Source organism: Vreelandella janggokensis (assembly GCF_031451615.1).
Classification (GTDB): Bacteria; Pseudomonadota; Gammaproteobacteria; order Pseudomonadales; family Halomonadaceae; genus Vreelandella; species Vreelandella janggokensis.
This window is the reverse complement of record NZ_JARWAJ010000004.1, coordinates 100,277-118,016: the sequence shown is the minus strand read 5'-3', so window position 1 is coordinate 118,016 and position 17,740 is coordinate 100,277. Positions and strand designations below refer to the sequence as shown.

Sequence of the window (17,740 nt, the reverse complement as noted above, 5' to 3'; positions counted from 1 at the left end):
CGGAGTCATATCAATGAGTACTCGAATTTACGCCCGCTACCTAATTGAGACTCCCTACCCGGTTGAGCGCGCGGCTCAGGTCATGGCCGGTGAGCAGTCATCCGGCACTTTTACCCGCCTAGCTAATGAAACCGATGCCTTACGGGAAGCCCATGGTGCAGTGGTCGAAAACATTGAGACCCTGGATGCGGGAAATACACCTTCCTTACCCATGCGCGCCGATCTCGCTCCTCAAGGCCACACCCGTTTCCAACGCGCGTTAGTGGAGCTCTCGTGGCCGCTAGAAAACCTAGGGCCTTCATTGCCCAACCTGGTCTCTACCGTTGCAGGGAATCTTTTTGAGCTAAAAGAATTTTCTGCGGTGAAACTCCTGGATATCGACTTACCGAATGCTTTCACGGACGTCTATCCAGGCCCTCAATTTGGCACCGATGGTACACGCAAGCTCACCGGTATTCACAATGGCCCGCTGATTGGCACCATTATCAAGCCCAGCGTGGGTTTATCCCCGGCTGAAACTGCTGACATAGTAAAGCAACTTGTCGCGGGAGGTATTGATTTCATTAAAGACGATGAGCTGCAGGCCAACGGCCCCCATAACCCGCTGCGCGCTCGAGTTGATGCCATCATGCCCATCATTAACGCCCATGCAGAGCGTACCGGCAAAAAGGTGATGTACGCCTTTAATATCAGTGGTGATATCGATGAGATGCGTGCCCAGCATGACTATGTCGTAGCTGCTGGCGGCACCTGCGTCATGGTCGCCGTCAACAGCGTTGGTTTAGCGGGCGTAGCGCACTTGCGCCGTCACTGCCAGGTAGCGTTGCATGGACATCGCGCGGGCTGGGGTATGTTGAGCCGCTCACCTCATTTAGGAATGGCGTTTACCGCATACCATAAGCTGTGGCGGCTGGCCGGCGTGGATCATATCCACGTGAATGGCCTGCGCAATAAATTCAGCGAAGAGGACGACAGCGTCATTACGAGTGCACGCGCCTGCCAAACGCCCATGTTTAAGCCGCCTGCTGCGGGTTACCAGATCATGCCGGTTTTCTCTTCTGGGCAAAGCGCCGCCCAGGTCGTGGACACCTATCAAGCACTTGGCAATAGCGACCTGATTTACTGCTGTGGCGGCGGCATCATGGCTCACCCCGGTGGCATTGCAGGCGGGGTAGCCAGTCTGCGCCAGGCGTGGCAAGCAGCCATGACCGATATCCCGCTAGCAACCTATGCCCGCGATCATCATGAACTCGCCCAGGCCATGGAGACATTTAACATATGAGCACGCCTTTTCTCCTCTCCTATTACGGCGATGACCTCACTGGCTCCACCGATGCCATGGAATCGCTAAGCCTTCATGGCGTGAAAACGGTGCTTTTCCTGGCGCCACCCCGTAAGGATCAGTTAGCTCCGTTTGCCGATTACTCAGCGATTGGCTTAGCAGGCACCAGTCGCAGCGAATCCCCAGAGTGGATGGAAACACACCTCAAAAAAGCACTGGCATGGTTGAAGTCCCTTAATGCCTCGCTGTGTCACTATAAGGTATGTTCTACCTTCGATAGCGCGCCGGATATTGGCAATATCGGTAAAGCGGTGGAAGTAGGCAAAGCCCTATTTGAGCAAAGCTGCGTACCGCTGGTGGTCGGCGCCCCTCAGTTGAAGCGCTACACTGTTTTTGGCCAACATTTCGCCGTCTTTGATGGCGAGGTTCATCGAATTGATCGCCACCCCGTGATGAGCCGCCACCCGGTAACGCCCATGGCAGAAGCTGACTTAAGGCGCCATTTGGCTAAACAAACCCCGCTGTCTACAGGCTTAGCCGATGTGCTGTGTCTCGAATCAGTCGAGATTGATGCGCAAGTCGACCAACTCAGCCACTCAAACGACATACTGCTTTTCGACACGCTGAACAGGGACCATCAGGCAAAAGTAGGCGAACAGCTATGGCGTACCCGCTTACCCGGTGGCAGCTACGTTGTCGGATCGTCCGCTGTCGAGTATGCGCTAGTCAATACTTGGCGAGAGCATGCGTTGATCCCTTCTAACCCGCCTTTATTCTCCTCCCCTGGCAGCGTTGAGAAAATCGCAGTGGTATCAGGCAGCTGTTCTGAAGTGACGGCCCGACAAATCCGTTTTGCCGAAGCCCATGGTTTTCGCGCTATTGCCATCGATGTCGTCAATCTTATCGACGAGCATACTCATGCTGAGACGCTACATCAGGCATTGGAAGATGCTATCGAGGCACTCAATCAGGGTGAAAGCGTCATTGTTTATACGGCCATGGGGCCAAACAGCGATGCGGATGCGGTGCACCAGGGTGGCGAAACAGCTCGCCACCTTATTGGTCGTTCGCTAGGTCAGTTATTACGCAAGATGGTAGAAATCCATGGACTTAAACGCACCGTGATCGCGGGGGGCGACACTTCTAGCCATGCCCTTAGCCAACTTGGCGTACACGCCCTAACCACGCGCCTACCCCTGCCGGAAACGCCAGGCTCTCCGCTCTGCACGACCCATAGCGACCAGCCGGCGTTCAATGGCTTAGAGGTAGCCTTAAAAGGCGGACAGATAGGAGGCGAAAACTATTTCACGTCTATTCGTGACGGAGTCGCCTAGATGTAGTGACTCACTGATTCTGGACAGCACGTAGGCGGTATTATCACCACCAAAAGCGAGGTGTCAGATGACCAGAAAACGACGACCTTTTACGCCAGAGTTCAAACAGGAAGCTATCTGTCTGGTGCTTGACCAAGGTTACAGTGTTGCCGAAGTCAGCCGATCTTTGAATGTCGGACGAGATGAATCGTACGTGCTGATAGACCAGTTAAGTGAGCTGGAATCGGTTCAGCGTCAGCCATCCCGCATCGAGCAAAGCATGGCTCGCCGGTGAAATTGCTGGGATAACGCCCCGGTGGAGGCATGCCGCCCATGATTGCAGAAGAAAACTTAAAATACTGACCGGAATTAGTTGATCACTAAAGATAGCGTCTATCGCACCACCAAGACCAAGTTGACGACCAGCCAAACATAGCCTTAATGATCGAGCCACCGTAGGCTATCGCCCGACGAAGTCTGGCTCCTAAAGGGGCTGAGTACCAACCACCAACGCATGTGCATGTGGGTTCGTAGGAGCTCAATTCATTGAGCGATCAGCAATAATACCCCCACAAAGACTCTTGAATTATCTTGCGTCTAAGTAGTCCAAAAACTACAGCAAAGCGATATCGAAACTGCGCACCGATTAGCATTAGAGTGGGAGGCGTCATGACCGACAAAATCTATGAGTACGATCCAGAAGCGGCCTTGGAGAGTGAGGAAGCGATTGCCGTGTTTCTCGCGGATGCCCTAGAAACCGGCGATTCAGCTTACATCGCAAAAGCGATGGGGGTGATTGCACGCGCCAAGGGCATGACAGAACTAGCCCGTGAAACAGGTCTCTCACGTGAGCAGCTTTACCGCTCATTCAGCGAGCAAGGTAATCCCACACTTAAAACCATGCTCGCCGTAACGCGTGCACTGGGTGTCGATCTCACAGCACGCCCACACGAAAAACCAGCGGCATAACCCCCGGCCGGATAATGAGGTTCGAAGCCCAATTCATTGCGCGATCAGCAACCATTGAGCCACCGCAGATTATCGCTTTTCAACGGTCTGAGCACCCGACAAGCGTAGCGCTAAACGTGCATCATTCCTTTCCCCTGCCAACCGAATGTTACCACCGGACAGATAAGCGAGTGTTTAAAACTACTTAATTCTAATTGCACATTTCACTAATTTCCGATCGTGCCTTTTGAAAACTGTCATTAGTAAATAGCGCAGGATGGGGGCGTCCATCTGCATTCCATGCCATAAGGCTCATTTTGATGGGCAAGCTCAAATTGATACCTATTGCTTGATTATCTGACACCGCATCCTCAGGCGGAGTTGGGTAACCAAAGAACAATTCATTAGCAAGTGCCAAGGTAGTTGCCGATTGGTCATTGAGTGATTCTTGGATATCAGCTTCTGATTGAGAGCTTTGCAACTCCGCGACTAACTTTTCATCATGGGAATGATTATTCTTCCATTCTTGAATGGCTTCGACAGCCGTGAAGCATAAGGCACCTAGTTCCACAATATCTTCGGCAGATCCAGACCTAGCATAGAAATCAAGATTCCTATAGGCAATTTCGGCCGCGTGCATCCTCATTATAAAATCATGCATGGCACCTTCAGTGAATATTCCAAGCCTTGGCCCCAGCACAATGTTACTTAAGCCTGAGTTGATTGATACAGCAAGCGTCGTGATTTGCTTTCCCTCCGTCTGGTATAAGCTTTTTGCTAAAGACTTTATTTCATCAGACGATGGGTAGTCTTGCATAATCGAAAAAAGCCCATAACATTGATAAAAATTTACAACGTTTCTGGCTTTATTTCTACTTCCTGCCAACATCGACAAGGCGGTACCTTTCGGCATACCTAAAGTCTGGTTTATCTGATGACAAGCTGTCTCTTGAGTATCTTGTTGTGGTGGCTCTTCCGGAGGTGACTGCATAACGTCTGCCAACCCAATCGCAGGAAATAATGTCAAAAAGCATGTCATTAAAAAGCTTAATCTTGACATTTTATTAATCCTCCACGCTTAGTTGGTATTTCATATTTATTCGACGCAGTAGTCGCCAAGACTCATCATGCCTCACATGCTTTTGAGGAAAGCCCTGTGAGTCGATTTAATTCGGTATTATTGGTTATACGAGTTCTGAAAAAATCCGCTAATGCTTTTGATTTAGTAACAATAAGGCTATCGCTACCGACTGGTGCTCTCAATGCGCAGCCTTGCCTCTGACAGCTGCCAGAGGGTAATATATACATGATCGGTGCTAAACAAACTGGTTTAGCTAAAGACATAAAATATGCTGAAGGAGCGCCATCATAATCTAGTCGTTGAGTAACCTAATGCTCTGTTTCACTATTTAAGCAAGCGCTACCTCCCCTGTTAGGTCCCGATGTTTCGAGCATAGGTGAAGTGGTTAACAAATTTCTACTTCTCTCAAGAATCAATGCAACCCCGTTATTGTGTGTATTGTTGTTGCGAATCACTTTAGTGCAACTATTTGAAAAAATACTTATAAGATAAACAGGGTCAGCGCCATCAACCCAACTCTTTAGTAAATCACTATCTTCTGGGCTTGGAGGAAAAGGCTCATACTGTGCTTTAGCAGAACCTATAACCAAACATATAGTTATTAGCAGGGTTGCTATTAACAGTCCGCGAGACGACTTCATGACATCACCATGATAAAATATTTTTATTAACTTTTGTCTATAACTTAGATTTATTCAAGAAGCAAAGTACAATTGACTATATAAATAAAGGTATAGTGGTATTTATTTCCGACTGATAAAATTATATCAACATCTTGATAGGTGAACTTTTTTATTAGATTACTAAGATAGTTCTGATAAAATCTTAAACTTTTCAAGCTGGTACGGATCAGGACCTCTCATGGCACCTCATTAAGGACGTCAAATCGGTTTACAACGCGGCTAAATGTCGTTTATCAAGATCAGGGCGTATGCAGGTTCTGAGTGCAACACCGTCAATGTGTCGATGACGTAACCTCATGGTACTTCGCCATCTGCTTGATATTTGCCTGCGCCTGATGGCACTCCAGCATTGAGTGATGGCAGCCATACCTCCCCCCACGCTAGACATTGGTCTACCCTCCATTGATTTGCCCATGGCGGACGACTAGTGTTCATTAATGTTGACGTTAACATTCGAGAGATATCAGCACTCACCCGCTGTACAAATGTTTGTCCAACGTCAAGTTGCTTTAACGACAAAAGACAATTAAAGGAGAGAATTTGATGGCTAATGAATTGGAAGGAAAAGTAGCCGCCGTTACAGGCGCGGCGTCGGGAATAGGGCTTGCGACGGTAAAGGCGATGATTGCATCAGGCGCTCGCGTCGTACTGGTTGACCGCGACCAGGCCGCACTGAAGGCAATCTGTGAGGAATTGGGCGATGCGGCGATTCCGCTGGTCATGGACTTGCTCGATCCCAAGGACTGCGCAACGCTGCTGTCACAAATCCTGGAGAAAGCCGGCCAACTCGATATCTTCCACGCCAATGCGGGTAGCTATATCGGGGGTGACTTGCTTGACGCTGACCCAGATGCCATTGACCGCATGGTGAGCCTCAATGTCAGCGTCGTGATGAAGAACGTCCAGAACGTCTTGCCACACATGATTGAACGCGGAACAGGCGACATCATGGTGACAAGCTCGGTCGCCGGGCACTTCCCCGTCCATTGGGAGCCGGTCTACGCCTCATCCAAATGGGCCATGAACAATTTCGTTCAGACCGTGCGTCGCCAAGTCCTGAAACATGGCATCCGGGTGGCTTCGGTGTCACCGGGTCCTGTCAACAGTGCCTTGCTGGCTGACTGGCCGGAAGAAAACCTGCGCAAGGCGAAAGAGTCAGGCAGCATTATTGAGCCAACGGATGTATCTGATGCTGTCATGTACATCCTGACTCGCCCTCGCAATGTCACCATTCGTGACATGGTGGTCCTGCCCAGCAATTTCGATATGTAAAGTAAACCTCGGAGAGAGTCATCAGGCGCTAGTAGACATTGGTCTGAGTTCTATTGCTTTGTCATCAGGACTCTTCTAGCTTTTCAATGTTGACGTTAACATTTCAATAAATGTCAGCTCTCTCGCATCATTAAATGCCACAACAGCAATGCCACAACAAAAACCTTGGAGCCAACCATGAAAATTAATGATATCGCAGCCCCCTTTCGCAAGACGGCCATCGTCGCCGCCAGCGCCGCCGTTTTGACAGCGGGAACCGCAACGGCCGATGAGCATAACCTTAAGATCGGCATGTCTTTTCAGGAACTTAACAACGAATACTTCGTGACCATGCAAAAGGCGCTCGAGAGCGCCGCGGAGAGCATTGGCGCCGAAGTGATCACCACCGATGCCCGCCACGATGTCTCCAAGCAGGTCAGCGATGTCGAGGATATGATCCAGCAAGACATTGATATCCTGCTGCTCAATCCCGCCGACTCGGTCGGTGTTGAAACGGCGGTGCTGGCCGCAGAGGAAGCAGGCGTCACCACCGTTGCCATTGACGCTCAGGCCGAGGGACCCGTGGACGGCTTCGTGGGGTCAAAGAACTACGACGCCGGTTATAAAGCCTGCGACTACCTGGCCCAGGAACTCGGCGGAGAAGGTCAGGTGGCGCTACTGGATGGCATTCCGGTCGTGCCTATCCTTGAACGCATCGAAGGCTGCAACGATGCGCTTGCGGAATACGATGGCATTGAGGTCGTCGACAAGCAGAATGGTCGCCAGGAGCGTACCCACGCCATGTCCGTGACCGAGAACATGATTCAGGCCAACCCCGAGCTCGACGGCCTGTTCAGCGTCAACGACATCGGCTCCCTGGGGGCCCTGATCGCCATCAACTCCAGCGGCAATGATATCAAACTGGTGAGCGTTGACGGTCACCCCGAAGCCGTTGCCGAGATTCAGAAAGACGACTCGCAGTTCATCGCCACCTCGGCACAATACCCCGCCGACATGGTGCGTGTGGGCCTGGGCCTGGCGCTGGCCAAGCATTGGGGCGCTGAAACCGCACCCGCAGAAATCCCCATCGACGTCGAGCTGATTGACCGAGATAAAGCCGCCGATTTCAGCTGGTAACCCTGATACCACTGACGCTGACAACGTGTGCCGCCGCCAGGCGGCACATGAGGGTATTTCCATGACTCCATTACTTTCCCTGAGGCACATCTCGAAGTCGTTCCCCGGGGTGAAGGCCCTGCAAGATGTGTCGCTCGACCTCCACGCTGGCGAGGTGCATGCCCTGCTTGGCGAGAACGGGGCTGGCAAGTCGACGCTGATGAAAATTCTCTGCGGCATCTACCGTCAAGATGAGGGAGACATCATCATTGATGGCAAGCGCTGCGAATTTCACGGTTATCAGGATGCGCTCGACGCCGGGATCGGCATTATCTTCCAAGAGTTCAGTCTGATCCCCGACCTGGACGCCGTCGACAATATTTTCCTGGGACGTGAAAAACGCAACCGACTAGGGCTACGTGACCGACGTGGCATGGTCGCCGACGCTCAGCGCCTGTTCGAGCGCCTCAAGGTGAGTATCCCCCTGGACTGCCCTATCGTGGAGCTGAGCGTCGCCGACCAGCAGTTTATCGAAATTGCCAAAGCACTATCGCTGGATGCGCGCATCCTGGTGCTTGACGAGCCAACCGCCACCTTGACGCCCAGTGAAGCCGACCACCTGTTCAGCATCATGCGCGAATTGCGCAAGCAAGAGGTCGGCATGGTGTTCATCTCTCACCATATGGAAGAAATCTTCACCATCTGCGATCACGTCACGGTGATGCGTGATGGCGAAAAGGTCTATGACGGTGACACCGCCTCGACCACCCCCGATGACCTGATCGAGAAGATGGTCGGACGGCGCGTGGACAACCTGTTCCCCGAATACCGGTGCGATGCCGACCACGCTGACGTGGTGCTGGACATTGAGTCGCTGCGCCTCGCCCCCGGTGGTCCCGAGTATTCATTGAAACTGCATCGTGGCGAGATCCTTGGCTTCGCTGGCCTGGTAGGCTCCGGTCGCACGGAACTGGCCATGGGACTTATCGGTGCGACACGTCCCGCACATGCCAAGGTCACGATGGAAGGCCAGTCGATCAAGCTCCGACACCCGGCAACCGCCCTTGAGCAGGGAATCGGGTTGCTACCAGAAAGCCGCAAGACCCAAGGACTGGTTCTGCCATTTTCTTGCCGCGATAACATCTCCCTGAATAACCTGGCGCAATTCCAGGGCGCCTTGCCTTTTATCAAACGCCGAAAGGAATCAAGTACTGCCGCCGACCTGATGAACTCGGTGCGGGTTAAAGCTCCTAGCCCTGAAACGCCGGTCGACAACCTTAGTGGTGGCAATCAGCAAAAAGTGGTCATCGCCCGCTGGCTGGGTCACCAGTGCAAGGTATTGATCTTCGACGAACCTACCCGGGGCATCGATGTTGGCGCCAAGTCAGAAATCTATGCCTTGATGAAGGAGCTCACCGCACAGGGCGTGTCGATCATCATGATCTCCTCAGAACTACCCGAAGTGCTCGGCTTGTGTGACCGCGTCGCGGTCTTCTATCAAGGCCGGATAGCCGCCGAACTCGAAGGCGAACATCTCAGCTCACAATCTATCATGCACCATGCTACTGGGGGACTCAGCGCATGAACCAGCTTGCATCTACTCCCGGCTCCGCCCGTCAGTCACTCAAGATGCGACTGGCTCGCTGGCGCCGCACGCCAGTCTTCTACCCGTTGATCGGTTTCATCGTCGTCTTCCTCGCCATGGGATTAATCAATGACAACTTCCTGTCAGGCAGCAATCTGGCCAACCTGGTGCGCCAGTCGTCGATCATCGCGATCATCGCCGTCGGCATGAGCCTGGCCATCCTCACCGGCGGCATCGACCTGTCGGTCGGCCCGGTCATGGCGCTATCAGGAACGCTCATGGCCGGCATGATGGTGGCCGGGTTGCCACCCTCGCTGGCGATCGTGCTCGGGCTCTTGGTAGGTGCCGCTTTCGGAGCCTTCAATGGTGTCTTCGTCGCCTTTGCGGGGATGCCACCGATTATCGTCACCCTGGCGACCATGGGCATCGCGCGTGGCCTCGGGTTGATCTACACCGGCGGCTATCCGATCTCCGGTCTGCCGGAGGGGTTTGCCTTTTTCGGGCGCGGCAGCGTGGCCGGTATCGAGACGCCGATCCTGATCATGATTGCCGTTTATGCCGTCGGTTATGTACTGCTCAGCCATACATCGACCGGTCGCTACCTGTATGCCATCGGTGGCAACGAGGAAGCGACCCGGCTGTCCGGTATTCGCGTCTCCCGCTACAAACTGCTGGTCTACACCCTGAGCGGTACGACGGCCGCTATCGCCGGGTTGATTCTGACCTCTCGACTCATGAGCGGGCAGCCCAATGCCGGGGTCGGCTTCGAACTCGATGCCATCGCCGCCGTGGTACTGGGGGGCGCCGCCATCACCGGGGGGCGCGGCATGATCCTGGGTACGCTAGTCGGCGCCATGCTGCTGGGCGTGCTCAATAACGGCCTCAACCTGATGGGCGTGTCGCCCTATCTCCAGACCGTCATCAAGGGCTTGATCATCCTGCTGGCGATCTACATCAGCCGCAAGCGCACGCTGTGAATCCCGACATACGCTTTGGCGAGATTCAGCCGCGCGCGGGGAAAAGGAGAGCTGCATGGAAACTGTGATCGGTATCGATATTGGCACCCAGAGCACCAAGGCGCTAGTGCTCGATGGCAAGGGCCAGATACTGGCCGAACATAGCCGGGGTTATCGCGTTGACACGCCACACCCACTCTGGGCTGAACAATGGGCGGATGTGTGGTGGGAGGCGGTGCTCGACTGCCTTCGCGACTGCCTGGCTGACCCGAGGGTCGATCCCCAGCATGTCAAAGGCCTTTGCGTCAGCAGCCTTTACGGCGGTTCGGGTATCCCGGTCGACGCGGATATCCGGCCCGTCTATCCCTGCCTGATATGGATGGACCGTCGGGCTGAGGCTCAGGTGCAGTGGGTGAAAGCGCACGTCGACCTCAGCCGGTTGGGGGATATCACCGGCAACGGCGTGGACAGCTACTACGGGTTCACCAAGATGATGTGGCTCAAGGCCGAACGCCCCGAGGTCTGGGAGCAGACCCGTTATCTGCTGCCGCCCAACAGCTACATCAACTACCGCCTGAGTGGCGAAATCGCTATCGATCACAGCTCAGCCGGTAATATCGGCGGTATCTACGACCTGGAAAAACGCGCCTGGTCCCCCGAAATGCTCGATGCGCTGGGTCTCGATCGAGACAAACTGCCGACCCGGCTGGTGGACTCGGGAGCGACAGTCGGCGGCCTGGTGCCATCGCTGGCCGAATCGCTAGGGCTGCAAGCCGGTATCCCCGTGGTCGCCGGTGGCGTCGATGCGGCGATGGCCACGCTGGCGGCAGGGGCGACCCGTCCAGGCAACCACGTCGCCATGATAGGGACCAGCATGTGCTGGGGGGTGATCAATCGGCGCGTCGATGCCCGGCAGGGGCTCATCAGCATGCCGCATGTGCTGAATGGCGACCAGGACCTTTACACCTTCGGCGGGGCCCTGACCGCGGGGGCTTCCGTTAGTTGGTACGTCGATACCTTCTGTGGTGAGGACAAGGCCGCCGCCGGTGAGAGCGGGAGTGCCTTTGAACGTCTCGAGCCGCCCGCGCGCGAACTCCCCCCGGGGGCCAACGGCCTGCTCTTCCTGCCCTACTTGATGGGCGAGCGCAGCCCAGTATGGGATGCCCATGCCAGCGCCGGTTTCATCGGGCTCAGCCTTTATCACCAGCGCCATCATCTCTACCGAGCCGTGCTGGAAGGCGTGACCTTCGCGCTACGGCACAACATCGAAGCAGGCTCCCAACAGGGAGTAACCCTCGACGACCACCTGGTCGTGGTCGGCGGTGCCACTCAGTCGGATCTATGGATGCAAATCATCGCCGACGTGACCCGCATGCCCGTCTACACCTACCGGGAGAGCGTTGAGGCCGCCCTGGGGGCTGGCCTGCTGGCCGGTCAGGCTTGCGGTTTGCTCGACCTCGCCAGGCCGCTACAGCACGGCACCCTCGTCGAGCGCGCCACGCCATGCGAGACGGCGGCTTGTCGATACGATGAACTCTTCACACTTTATTGCCAGCTCTATCCGACGCTCAAGCCGATCATGCATCAGCTCAATACCCGCCACACACAGAGCGAGTGAACGTATTCCATGAATTTCGAACTGCAGAGTCAACGCATTCTCGTCACGGGCGCGACCAGCGGTATCGGTCTCGACATTGCTAAAGCCCTGGCCGAGCTGGGCGCTAACCTGGTGCTGATAGGCCGTAATCAAGACATTCTCAACGAACTTGAGCAGTCGCTCGGGGCGCTTACCCTGGCCGTCGATATTACCGATGAAGCGGCGGTCACCGCGGCCTTCGCTGAAATGCCTGTCATTGATGGCCTGGTCAACTGCGCGGGCGTCTCGATCCTCGACGACGTTCTCGACGTCAAGGCGAAAGACCTTGAGCAAATCATGGCCACCAACGTCACCGCCAGTGCCGTGGTCGCCCGGGAGGCCGCACGTCACATGATTGCCAATGGCCGCCAGGGCAGCATCGTCAATGTCTCCAGTCAGGCGGCCATGGCGGCCCTGCCGGGGCATCTCGGCTACTGCGCGTCCAAGGCGGCCATGGATGCCATGACGCGGGTGCTGTGTCTCGAACTTGGCCCCAAGGGCATACGCGTCAACAGCGTCAACCCGACAGTGACACTGACGCCCATGGCCGAACGCGCCTGGGCAGACCCCGCCAAGCGCGACCCGATGCTGGCAGCCATTCCCCTGGGGCGCTTTGCCTCTCCTCGTGAAGTGGCGCTGCCGGTTGCCTTCCTGCTCAGCTCGGCGGCGTCAATGATCAGCGGTGCCAGCCTGCCGATAGACGGCGGCTTCACGTCTCACTAATGCCAAGGGGAAACTCCATGACCTATCAGCTCGATGCGCTTCGTCAGCACTCCATGGTGGTCGCCGACACCGGTGACCTGGAGGCCATTCAGCGCTATCAACCGCACGACGCCACGACCAACCCGTCATTACTGCTCAAGGCCTTTGAGCTACCGGGTTACCAGGCATTGATTGATCAGGAACTCGCTGCCGTCAAAGCCGAACCCCGCGACCAGCAGGCAGAACATGCCGTGGATCGCCTCGCCGTGGCCATGGGCAGCGAGATTGCCAAGCTCATCCCAGGTCGCGTATCCACCGAAGTGGCCGCGAAGCTGTCCTTCGACACCGAGGCCAGCATCCGCAAGGCCCACGAGTTGGTGGCGCTCTACGAGAAGCGAGGGGTGGCCAAAGACCGAATATTGATCAAGTTAGCCTCCACCTGGGAAGGCATTCGTGCCGCAGAAGTGCTGGAAAAAGAAGGCATCAACTGCAACCTGACCCTTCTGTTCAGCGATGCGCAGACCCAGGCGTGTTTTGATGCGGGTGTGTTCCTGGTGTCTCCCTTCGTCGGCCGCGTCACCGACTGGTACAAGAAGGAGACCGGGCAAACCTTCACCCCCGAAAACGACCCCGGCGTACAGTTCGTGCGTGGCGTCTGCGAGCGGGTCAGCCAAGGCGGTTACGATACCGTGGTGATGGGCGCCAGCTTCCGCACCGCCGACCAGGTGCTGGCACTCGCCGGCTGCCCCCGGTTGACCATCTCGCCGGTGTTGCTCGAAGAACTGGCGACGACATCGGGCGACGTGAAGGCCAATGTGTTGATGACACGCAATGGCGGCCCACGGCCAACACCGCTCAACGAGCCTGCTTTTCGTTGGGGACACAATCAGGACGCCATGGCCAATGACAAGCTGGCCGAGGGTATCCGCCGTTTCGCCGATGATCAGTCGCGCCTTGAAGAGCAGATTGCCGAACGCTTGGCCACCCTGTGATGTCAAGTTCCCGCGCGACTTACTGAATCAGCGTGGCAGAGATCGTGACCTCACGGCCATCGGTGGTGGGGTCTTTTATTTGCTCGAAGAGCAATCGAAAGGCTTCATGCCCTAATTGGTAGGTGTCGTGCACTGCGCAGGGGATCGATACATCGAAAATATCGGCATAGGGAAGCCGATCGATGCCGACGACGAGCACATCATCCCGTGATACATGGGCATCGTGCAGGGCTCGCATCGCCCCCAGCGTGATCAACTGGTTGAAACCGAATACGGCGTCGGGGAGCTTACCCTGGCGAAGATGGGCGGCCATGTCGCGATAGGCAGGCTGTAAGGTATAGTCGCCTGGGCGTTGCTCCAATGACAAAGGAACGCCCGCCTCCTCATAAGCCGCTTTGAGCCCGGCCAGCCGATGCCGTGTGATTTGCGAGCCGCTGGGGCCTGTTAGTGTCAGCACGCGCTCGATGTTCTTCTTTACCAGCCACTCGCCAAGCAATCGCCCGGCCAGGTGGTTGTCCAGTACCACACGGCTGAAGTCTGTCACATCCAGCGTTCGGTCCAGCATCACCACCGGCAAGTTGGCCTTGCGCAGCCGTTCCAGATAATTGGGTCGGTAACTGGCATCGTCAGAAACGGGCGACAGAATGATCCCCGCCACCTGATAACTGAGCAGGGTATCGATCGCCACTTCTTCAAGCTCTGGCGAGCCATCGGTGTCGATCAGCATGATGGTGTAGTCATGCTCCTTGGCCGCACGTGAAATCGCCTTGATCACTTCACTGTAAAAAGGGTTATCCACGCTGGCTGTCACCAGCCCAATGAGCCGGTTCTTGCGACTTCGGAGATGGCTGGCGAAGGCATTCGGTACGTAGCCCAGCTCGTTTGCCGCAGCCAGTATTTTCTCACGCGTCTCTGGCCTGACCTTCTCAGGCTTTTTCAATGCACGCGACACCGTCATGTTGGTCATGCCCACATGTTTGGCGATATCGGTGATAGTGACTTGGCTGCGTTTCGTCATTTACGACTCGTATATCAGGGATACAGTGCACGACCAACGATCCAATAGCCTGGCAGTTGGAACCGGGAATACAACAGGATCAGTGCTTAGTAGCGCCTTCAAACTTTCAATTGGCGGGAGCCACCTCAGTCGGTCTTGCCGCGGTTGACCGTACCGTAACGTATTACCTCCATGAAGTGGCCTTCATTGTCAGGAAGCTCAGACTGTCAAACATTGTAAAGATAGAAATCAGGAAAGCTACTCTGCTGGACGACCAAACGCATATTTGGCAAGTCATTGCCTTCCAACTTGGTCTTACGTTGCGCATCAGGTAGATGAGCCCAGCGCTGCCACAAGCGCTGCTCAAGTGTATGTTCAGGCACCTGAATGAAAACACGCAAATCCATCAGGTCAGACAACCTCACCCACTGCGGGTCATTCAGCAATAAGTAGTTCCCCTCAACGATGACCAGACGCGCCTCGGGATCGATTATACGCGCGGCAGCTCGCGAAATCTCCCTGGATCGATCAAATACCGGGACGGCTACGGCGGTGCCATCATCAGCTGTAATACGCTGTAGCATCACATGCAGGCCATCAACATCAAAGGTATGAGGAGCGCCCTTGCGACCCAAGTCACCGCGTTGCGACAACAACTCATCATCGTAGTGGAACCCATCCATGGGCAGAATCGCCACGTGGCCAGGAGAAATTGCCGAAAGCGCTTCAAACAGTTGTTTGGCGATATAACTCTTGCCTGCCCCGGGTGGACCTGCCAATGCGAGAAGGCGTCGCTCAGGCCCCTGTAACCAAGGGGTGAGACGTACAACCAGTTCATCAAGGTTGATAGTATTCAGCATCCGGCTGCTCCTCCTGCAAAAACTGAGACTCAGAGGGATTACCAATCACCAAACGTGGCGGAATAACCACTACCTCACCAGCCCGCTCGGCGCTGCCATCAAACCACTCGAAACAGGTTTGAATCATTGTTTCCATATCCTGCCTCAGCATGATGGTATCGAGCGGTAAACAGGCAGCAAAAGGGTCCCAGTCAAAGCAAGCCAGGCGGGCATGACGAACCCGTTCGGGATAAGCGTGCCAGAACATGGCAAACCCCTCAAAAGCAGTGATCGAGTTAACCAACAACGCCGCAGGAGGCTTGCCGCCATCGGAAAAAAGCGCCTCCAGAGCGGCCTTGGATGCCAGAGGGCTGTATCCACAGCGCAAAATATCGCCTGGCTCAACGGTACGAGAATGCTCTCGGCATACCGCCATAAACCCCTCCACCCGCTGGTCTGTTGCGTACTCGTCCTCCCGCCCACCGAGAAAAATCACTCGCTCGCTCTGAGGAATATCCTTCAACAACATACGGGTCAGATTACGGGCACCACCCACGTTGTCCGTCACTACAGAAAATGTATCAGCCCCCGGCAAGTCGACATTGACACAACGCACCCCCCGCGATCGGCATAGCTGATTCAAGGGCTCCGGATGGCGCACGCCTGCAATGACCAATAGCTCTACCTGTTGGCCCACCAGAGTAGCGGTCACTTGCTCCTCAATATCCTGATCACGCTGAGTACTCACCACAATCGGCACTAAAGAGCGTCGCCGCGCCTCACTCTCAAAGTTCTCGATCAGGCCAGCAAAAAAGCGATTGCGATGGTGAGGCACGATCATACCGGCCAGCGACGAGCGCTGCATTCGTAGTCCCCGGGCACGCTGATTCGGTTGATAATCCAGTTGCTTGGCCAACGCCAGTATATGCTTTGCCGTCGCCTCCTTGATCCGATGCTGCTGCCAACTGCCATTGAGCACAAAGCTGACCGCCGAGGTCGAAGTGCCCGCCGCACTGGCAATATCCCTGATCGTAGTTCGCCCTCCCGGCTTTGCTCTGGTCATATTGATCTCCGTGATATAAGCGCTGAATCACCATGCCATGCTCTTTTTGACGAGACAAGCTAAAAGGTTTTAGCTTCAGGGCATAAATATGCGCCAAGCGTCTTGACGAAACAAGCTAAAAGGTTTTAGCTTTTAACTGACAGAGGCAGCATTAGCTCTGAAAACAGGCTCCCAGCCAGCAAAGTGCATATCCGTTAGATCTATAAGATCAACCAACAAGATCCGTAAATAAGATCAACAAACATAACGGGAGAACAAACATGAACCTCAGCAAACTTTCACGCCGCGCATTCAAGCTCGCCGCCACAACAACCATCATGGCCCTCGCGTCTGGTGCTGCCATCGCCGATGAAAGCCCCACCATAGGTGTTGTTGCCAAAATCGGCGGAATCCCCTGGTTCAACGCCATGGAAAATGGCATTGAAGAAAAAGCCGAGGAACTCGGGGTTGACGGCTTCATGGTCGGACCTACCAGTGCAGATCCAGCCCTTCAGGTACGTGCCATCGAAGATATGATCGCCCAAGGCGTGGATGTAATCGGCGTCGTGCCTAATGATGCTCAGGTACTTGAACCTGTGCTTGCCCGAGCACGTGAGCAAGGCATCATCGTGCTTACTCATGAATCGCCTGATCAGCAAAATGTGGACTGGAACTTCGAGCTTGCCTCAGCCCAGGGGTTTGGCGAGGCTTACGGCGAGCGTCTGGCCGAACTGATGGATGGCAGCGGTCAGTATGCGGTATTTGTTGGCGGACTTTCCGTTCCCCTGCACAACGCCTGGGCAGACGCCGCAATCGCCTATATCGAAGATAATCACCCGGACATGAGCGTCGTTGGCGACCGCTATGGCGTTGCCGAGGATGTGGACGCCTCACGGCGTACAGCGCTTGACCTGATGCGGGCCAACGAAGACCTCGGTGGCATACTCGCCTTTGGCAGCCAAGGGCCGATTGGTGCAGCACGCGCTGTAGCGGAACGCCGACTCAGTGGCGAGGTTGTCGTGCTTGGCCCGTTCTCACCAGGCCAGGGACGCCGCCTGCTACATGACGGCGTGTTAAGCGGTGGTTTCATGTGGAATCCTAAACAGGCTGGCGAAGTATTTGTCACTCTTGGCACCCTGCTTGCCAATGGCGAGACGCTGGAAAGCGGCATGGAAGTCGAAGGACTCGGCGTGATTGACCCGGACGTAGAGAGCCGCAACATCATTGTCGACCAGCTGATCGAGATCAATAGCGAAACCGTCGATGAGCTGGCCGCTCTCGGCCTCTAACAGCGCCTAGCTATCCCCCAGGAGCACG

At 55.3% G+C, this 17,740-nt stretch carries 16 protein-coding genes; 12 read left to right on the top strand and 4 right to left on the bottom strand.

The annotated features are described in order from the left end of the window. Positions 1–13: 13 nt before the first annotated feature. From QC816_RS12380 to QC816_RS12365, 4 genes are all read left to right on the top strand, one after another. A complete protein-coding gene (locus tag QC816_RS12380; protein WP_309782584.1) occupies positions 14–1,282 on the top strand; it encodes a ribulose-bisphosphate carboxylase large subunit family protein in 1,269 nt (422 codons plus the stop codon). Next, on the top strand, positions 1,279–2,616 hold the full coding sequence (locus QC816_RS12375; RefSeq protein WP_309782583.1) for a four-carbon acid sugar kinase family protein: 1,338 nt from the start codon (positions 1,279–1,281) through the stop codon (positions 2,614–2,616). The genes QC816_RS12380 and QC816_RS12375 overlap by 4 nt, the downstream gene beginning before the upstream one ends. A 67-nt stretch (positions 2,617–2,683) precedes the next feature. Next, positions 2,684–2,890, top strand: coding sequence for a transposase (locus tag QC816_RS12370; protein ID WP_422823743.1), 207 nt, complete (start codon positions 2,684–2,686; stop codon positions 2,888–2,890). A gap of 374 nt (positions 2,891–3,264) precedes the next feature. After that, positions 3,265–3,564: an addiction module antidote protein gene (locus tag QC816_RS12365; protein ID WP_309782582.1), complete on the top strand. Its 300-nt coding sequence runs from the start codon at positions 3,265–3,267 to the stop codon at positions 3,562–3,564. A gap of 190 nt (positions 3,565–3,754) precedes the next feature. Here the strand turns inward: QC816_RS12365 and QC816_RS12360 are convergent, their stop codons facing one another. Further along, positions 3,755–4,603, bottom strand: coding sequence for a hypothetical protein (locus QC816_RS12360; RefSeq protein WP_309782580.1), 849 nt, complete (start codon positions 4,601–4,603; stop codon positions 3,755–3,757). Positions 4,604–5,850: 1,247 nt separating this feature from the next. Here QC816_RS12360 and QC816_RS12355 point away from each other — a divergent pair. The 7 genes from QC816_RS12355 to tal all read left to right on the top strand — a co-directional run bounded on the left by QC816_RS12355 (position 5,851) and on the right by tal (position 13,545). Then, positions 5,851–6,579 carry an SDR family oxidoreductase gene (locus QC816_RS12355; protein WP_085918922.1) on the top strand — a complete coding sequence of 243 codons (729 nt, stop codon included), beginning with the start codon at positions 5,851–5,853 and terminating at the stop codon, positions 6,577–6,579. A 177-nt stretch (positions 6,580–6,756) separates the two neighbouring features. Next, the gene (locus QC816_RS12350; RefSeq protein ID WP_085918923.1) at positions 6,757–7,695 is read left to right on the top strand and encodes an ABC transporter substrate-binding protein; all 939 of its coding nucleotides are present in this window, start codon (positions 6,757–6,759) and stop codon (positions 7,693–7,695) included. Between the two features lie 61 nt (positions 7,696–7,756). Further along, positions 7,757–9,259 (top strand): sugar ABC transporter ATP-binding protein, encoded by a 1,503-nt coding sequence (locus tag QC816_RS12345; RefSeq protein WP_309782577.1) that lies wholly within the window; start codon positions 7,757–7,759, stop codon positions 9,257–9,259. Beyond that, on the top strand, positions 9,256–10,236 hold the full coding sequence (locus QC816_RS12340; RefSeq protein ID WP_199284954.1) for an ABC transporter permease: 981 nt from the start codon (positions 9,256–9,258) through the stop codon (positions 10,234–10,236). The genes QC816_RS12345 and QC816_RS12340 overlap by 4 nt, the downstream gene beginning before the upstream one ends. Positions 10,237–10,291: 55 nt before the next feature. After that, positions 10,292–11,833 (top strand): FGGY-family carbohydrate kinase, encoded by a 1,542-nt coding sequence (locus QC816_RS12335; protein ID WP_309782575.1) that lies wholly within the window; start codon positions 10,292–10,294, stop codon positions 11,831–11,833. A gap of 9 nt (positions 11,834–11,842) precedes the next feature. Beyond that, positions 11,843–12,574 carry an SDR family oxidoreductase gene (locus QC816_RS12330; protein WP_309782574.1) on the top strand — a complete coding sequence of 244 codons (732 nt, stop codon included), beginning with the start codon at positions 11,843–11,845 and terminating at the stop codon, positions 12,572–12,574. 17 nt (positions 12,575–12,591) lie between these two features. Beyond that, on the top strand, positions 12,592–13,545 hold the full coding sequence (gene tal, locus QC816_RS12325) for a transaldolase (protein ID WP_309782571.1): 954 nt from the start codon (positions 12,592–12,594) through the stop codon (positions 13,543–13,545). Positions 13,546–13,564: 19 nt separating this feature from the next. Here tal and QC816_RS12320 read toward each other — a convergent pair whose 3' ends face one another. From QC816_RS12320 to QC816_RS12310, 3 genes are all read right to left on the bottom strand, one after another. Continuing rightward, complete coding sequence (locus QC816_RS12320) at positions 13,565–14,563, bottom strand: LacI family DNA-binding transcriptional regulator (RefSeq protein WP_264826537.1); 999 nt, start codon at positions 14,561–14,563, stop codon at positions 13,565–13,567. A gap of 206 nt (positions 14,564–14,769) precedes the next feature. After that, entirely contained in the window at positions 14,770–15,402 is a 633-nt protein-coding gene (locus QC816_RS12315; protein WP_268900903.1) for a nucleoside/nucleotide kinase family protein, read from the bottom strand. After that, on the bottom strand, positions 15,380–16,444 hold the full coding sequence (locus tag QC816_RS12310) for a LacI family DNA-binding transcriptional regulator (RefSeq protein ID WP_268900904.1): 1,065 nt from the start codon (positions 16,442–16,444) through the stop codon (positions 15,380–15,382). The genes QC816_RS12315 and QC816_RS12310 overlap by 23 nt, the downstream gene beginning before the upstream one ends. Before the next feature lie 260 nt (positions 16,445–16,704). On the opposite strand from QC816_RS12310, the gene QC816_RS12305 reads away from it, so the two are divergent. Then, positions 16,705–17,712: a substrate-binding domain-containing protein gene (locus tag QC816_RS12305; protein WP_268900905.1), complete on the top strand. Its 1,008-nt coding sequence runs from the start codon at positions 16,705–16,707 to the stop codon at positions 17,710–17,712. Positions 17,713–17,740 lie beyond the last annotated feature (28 nt).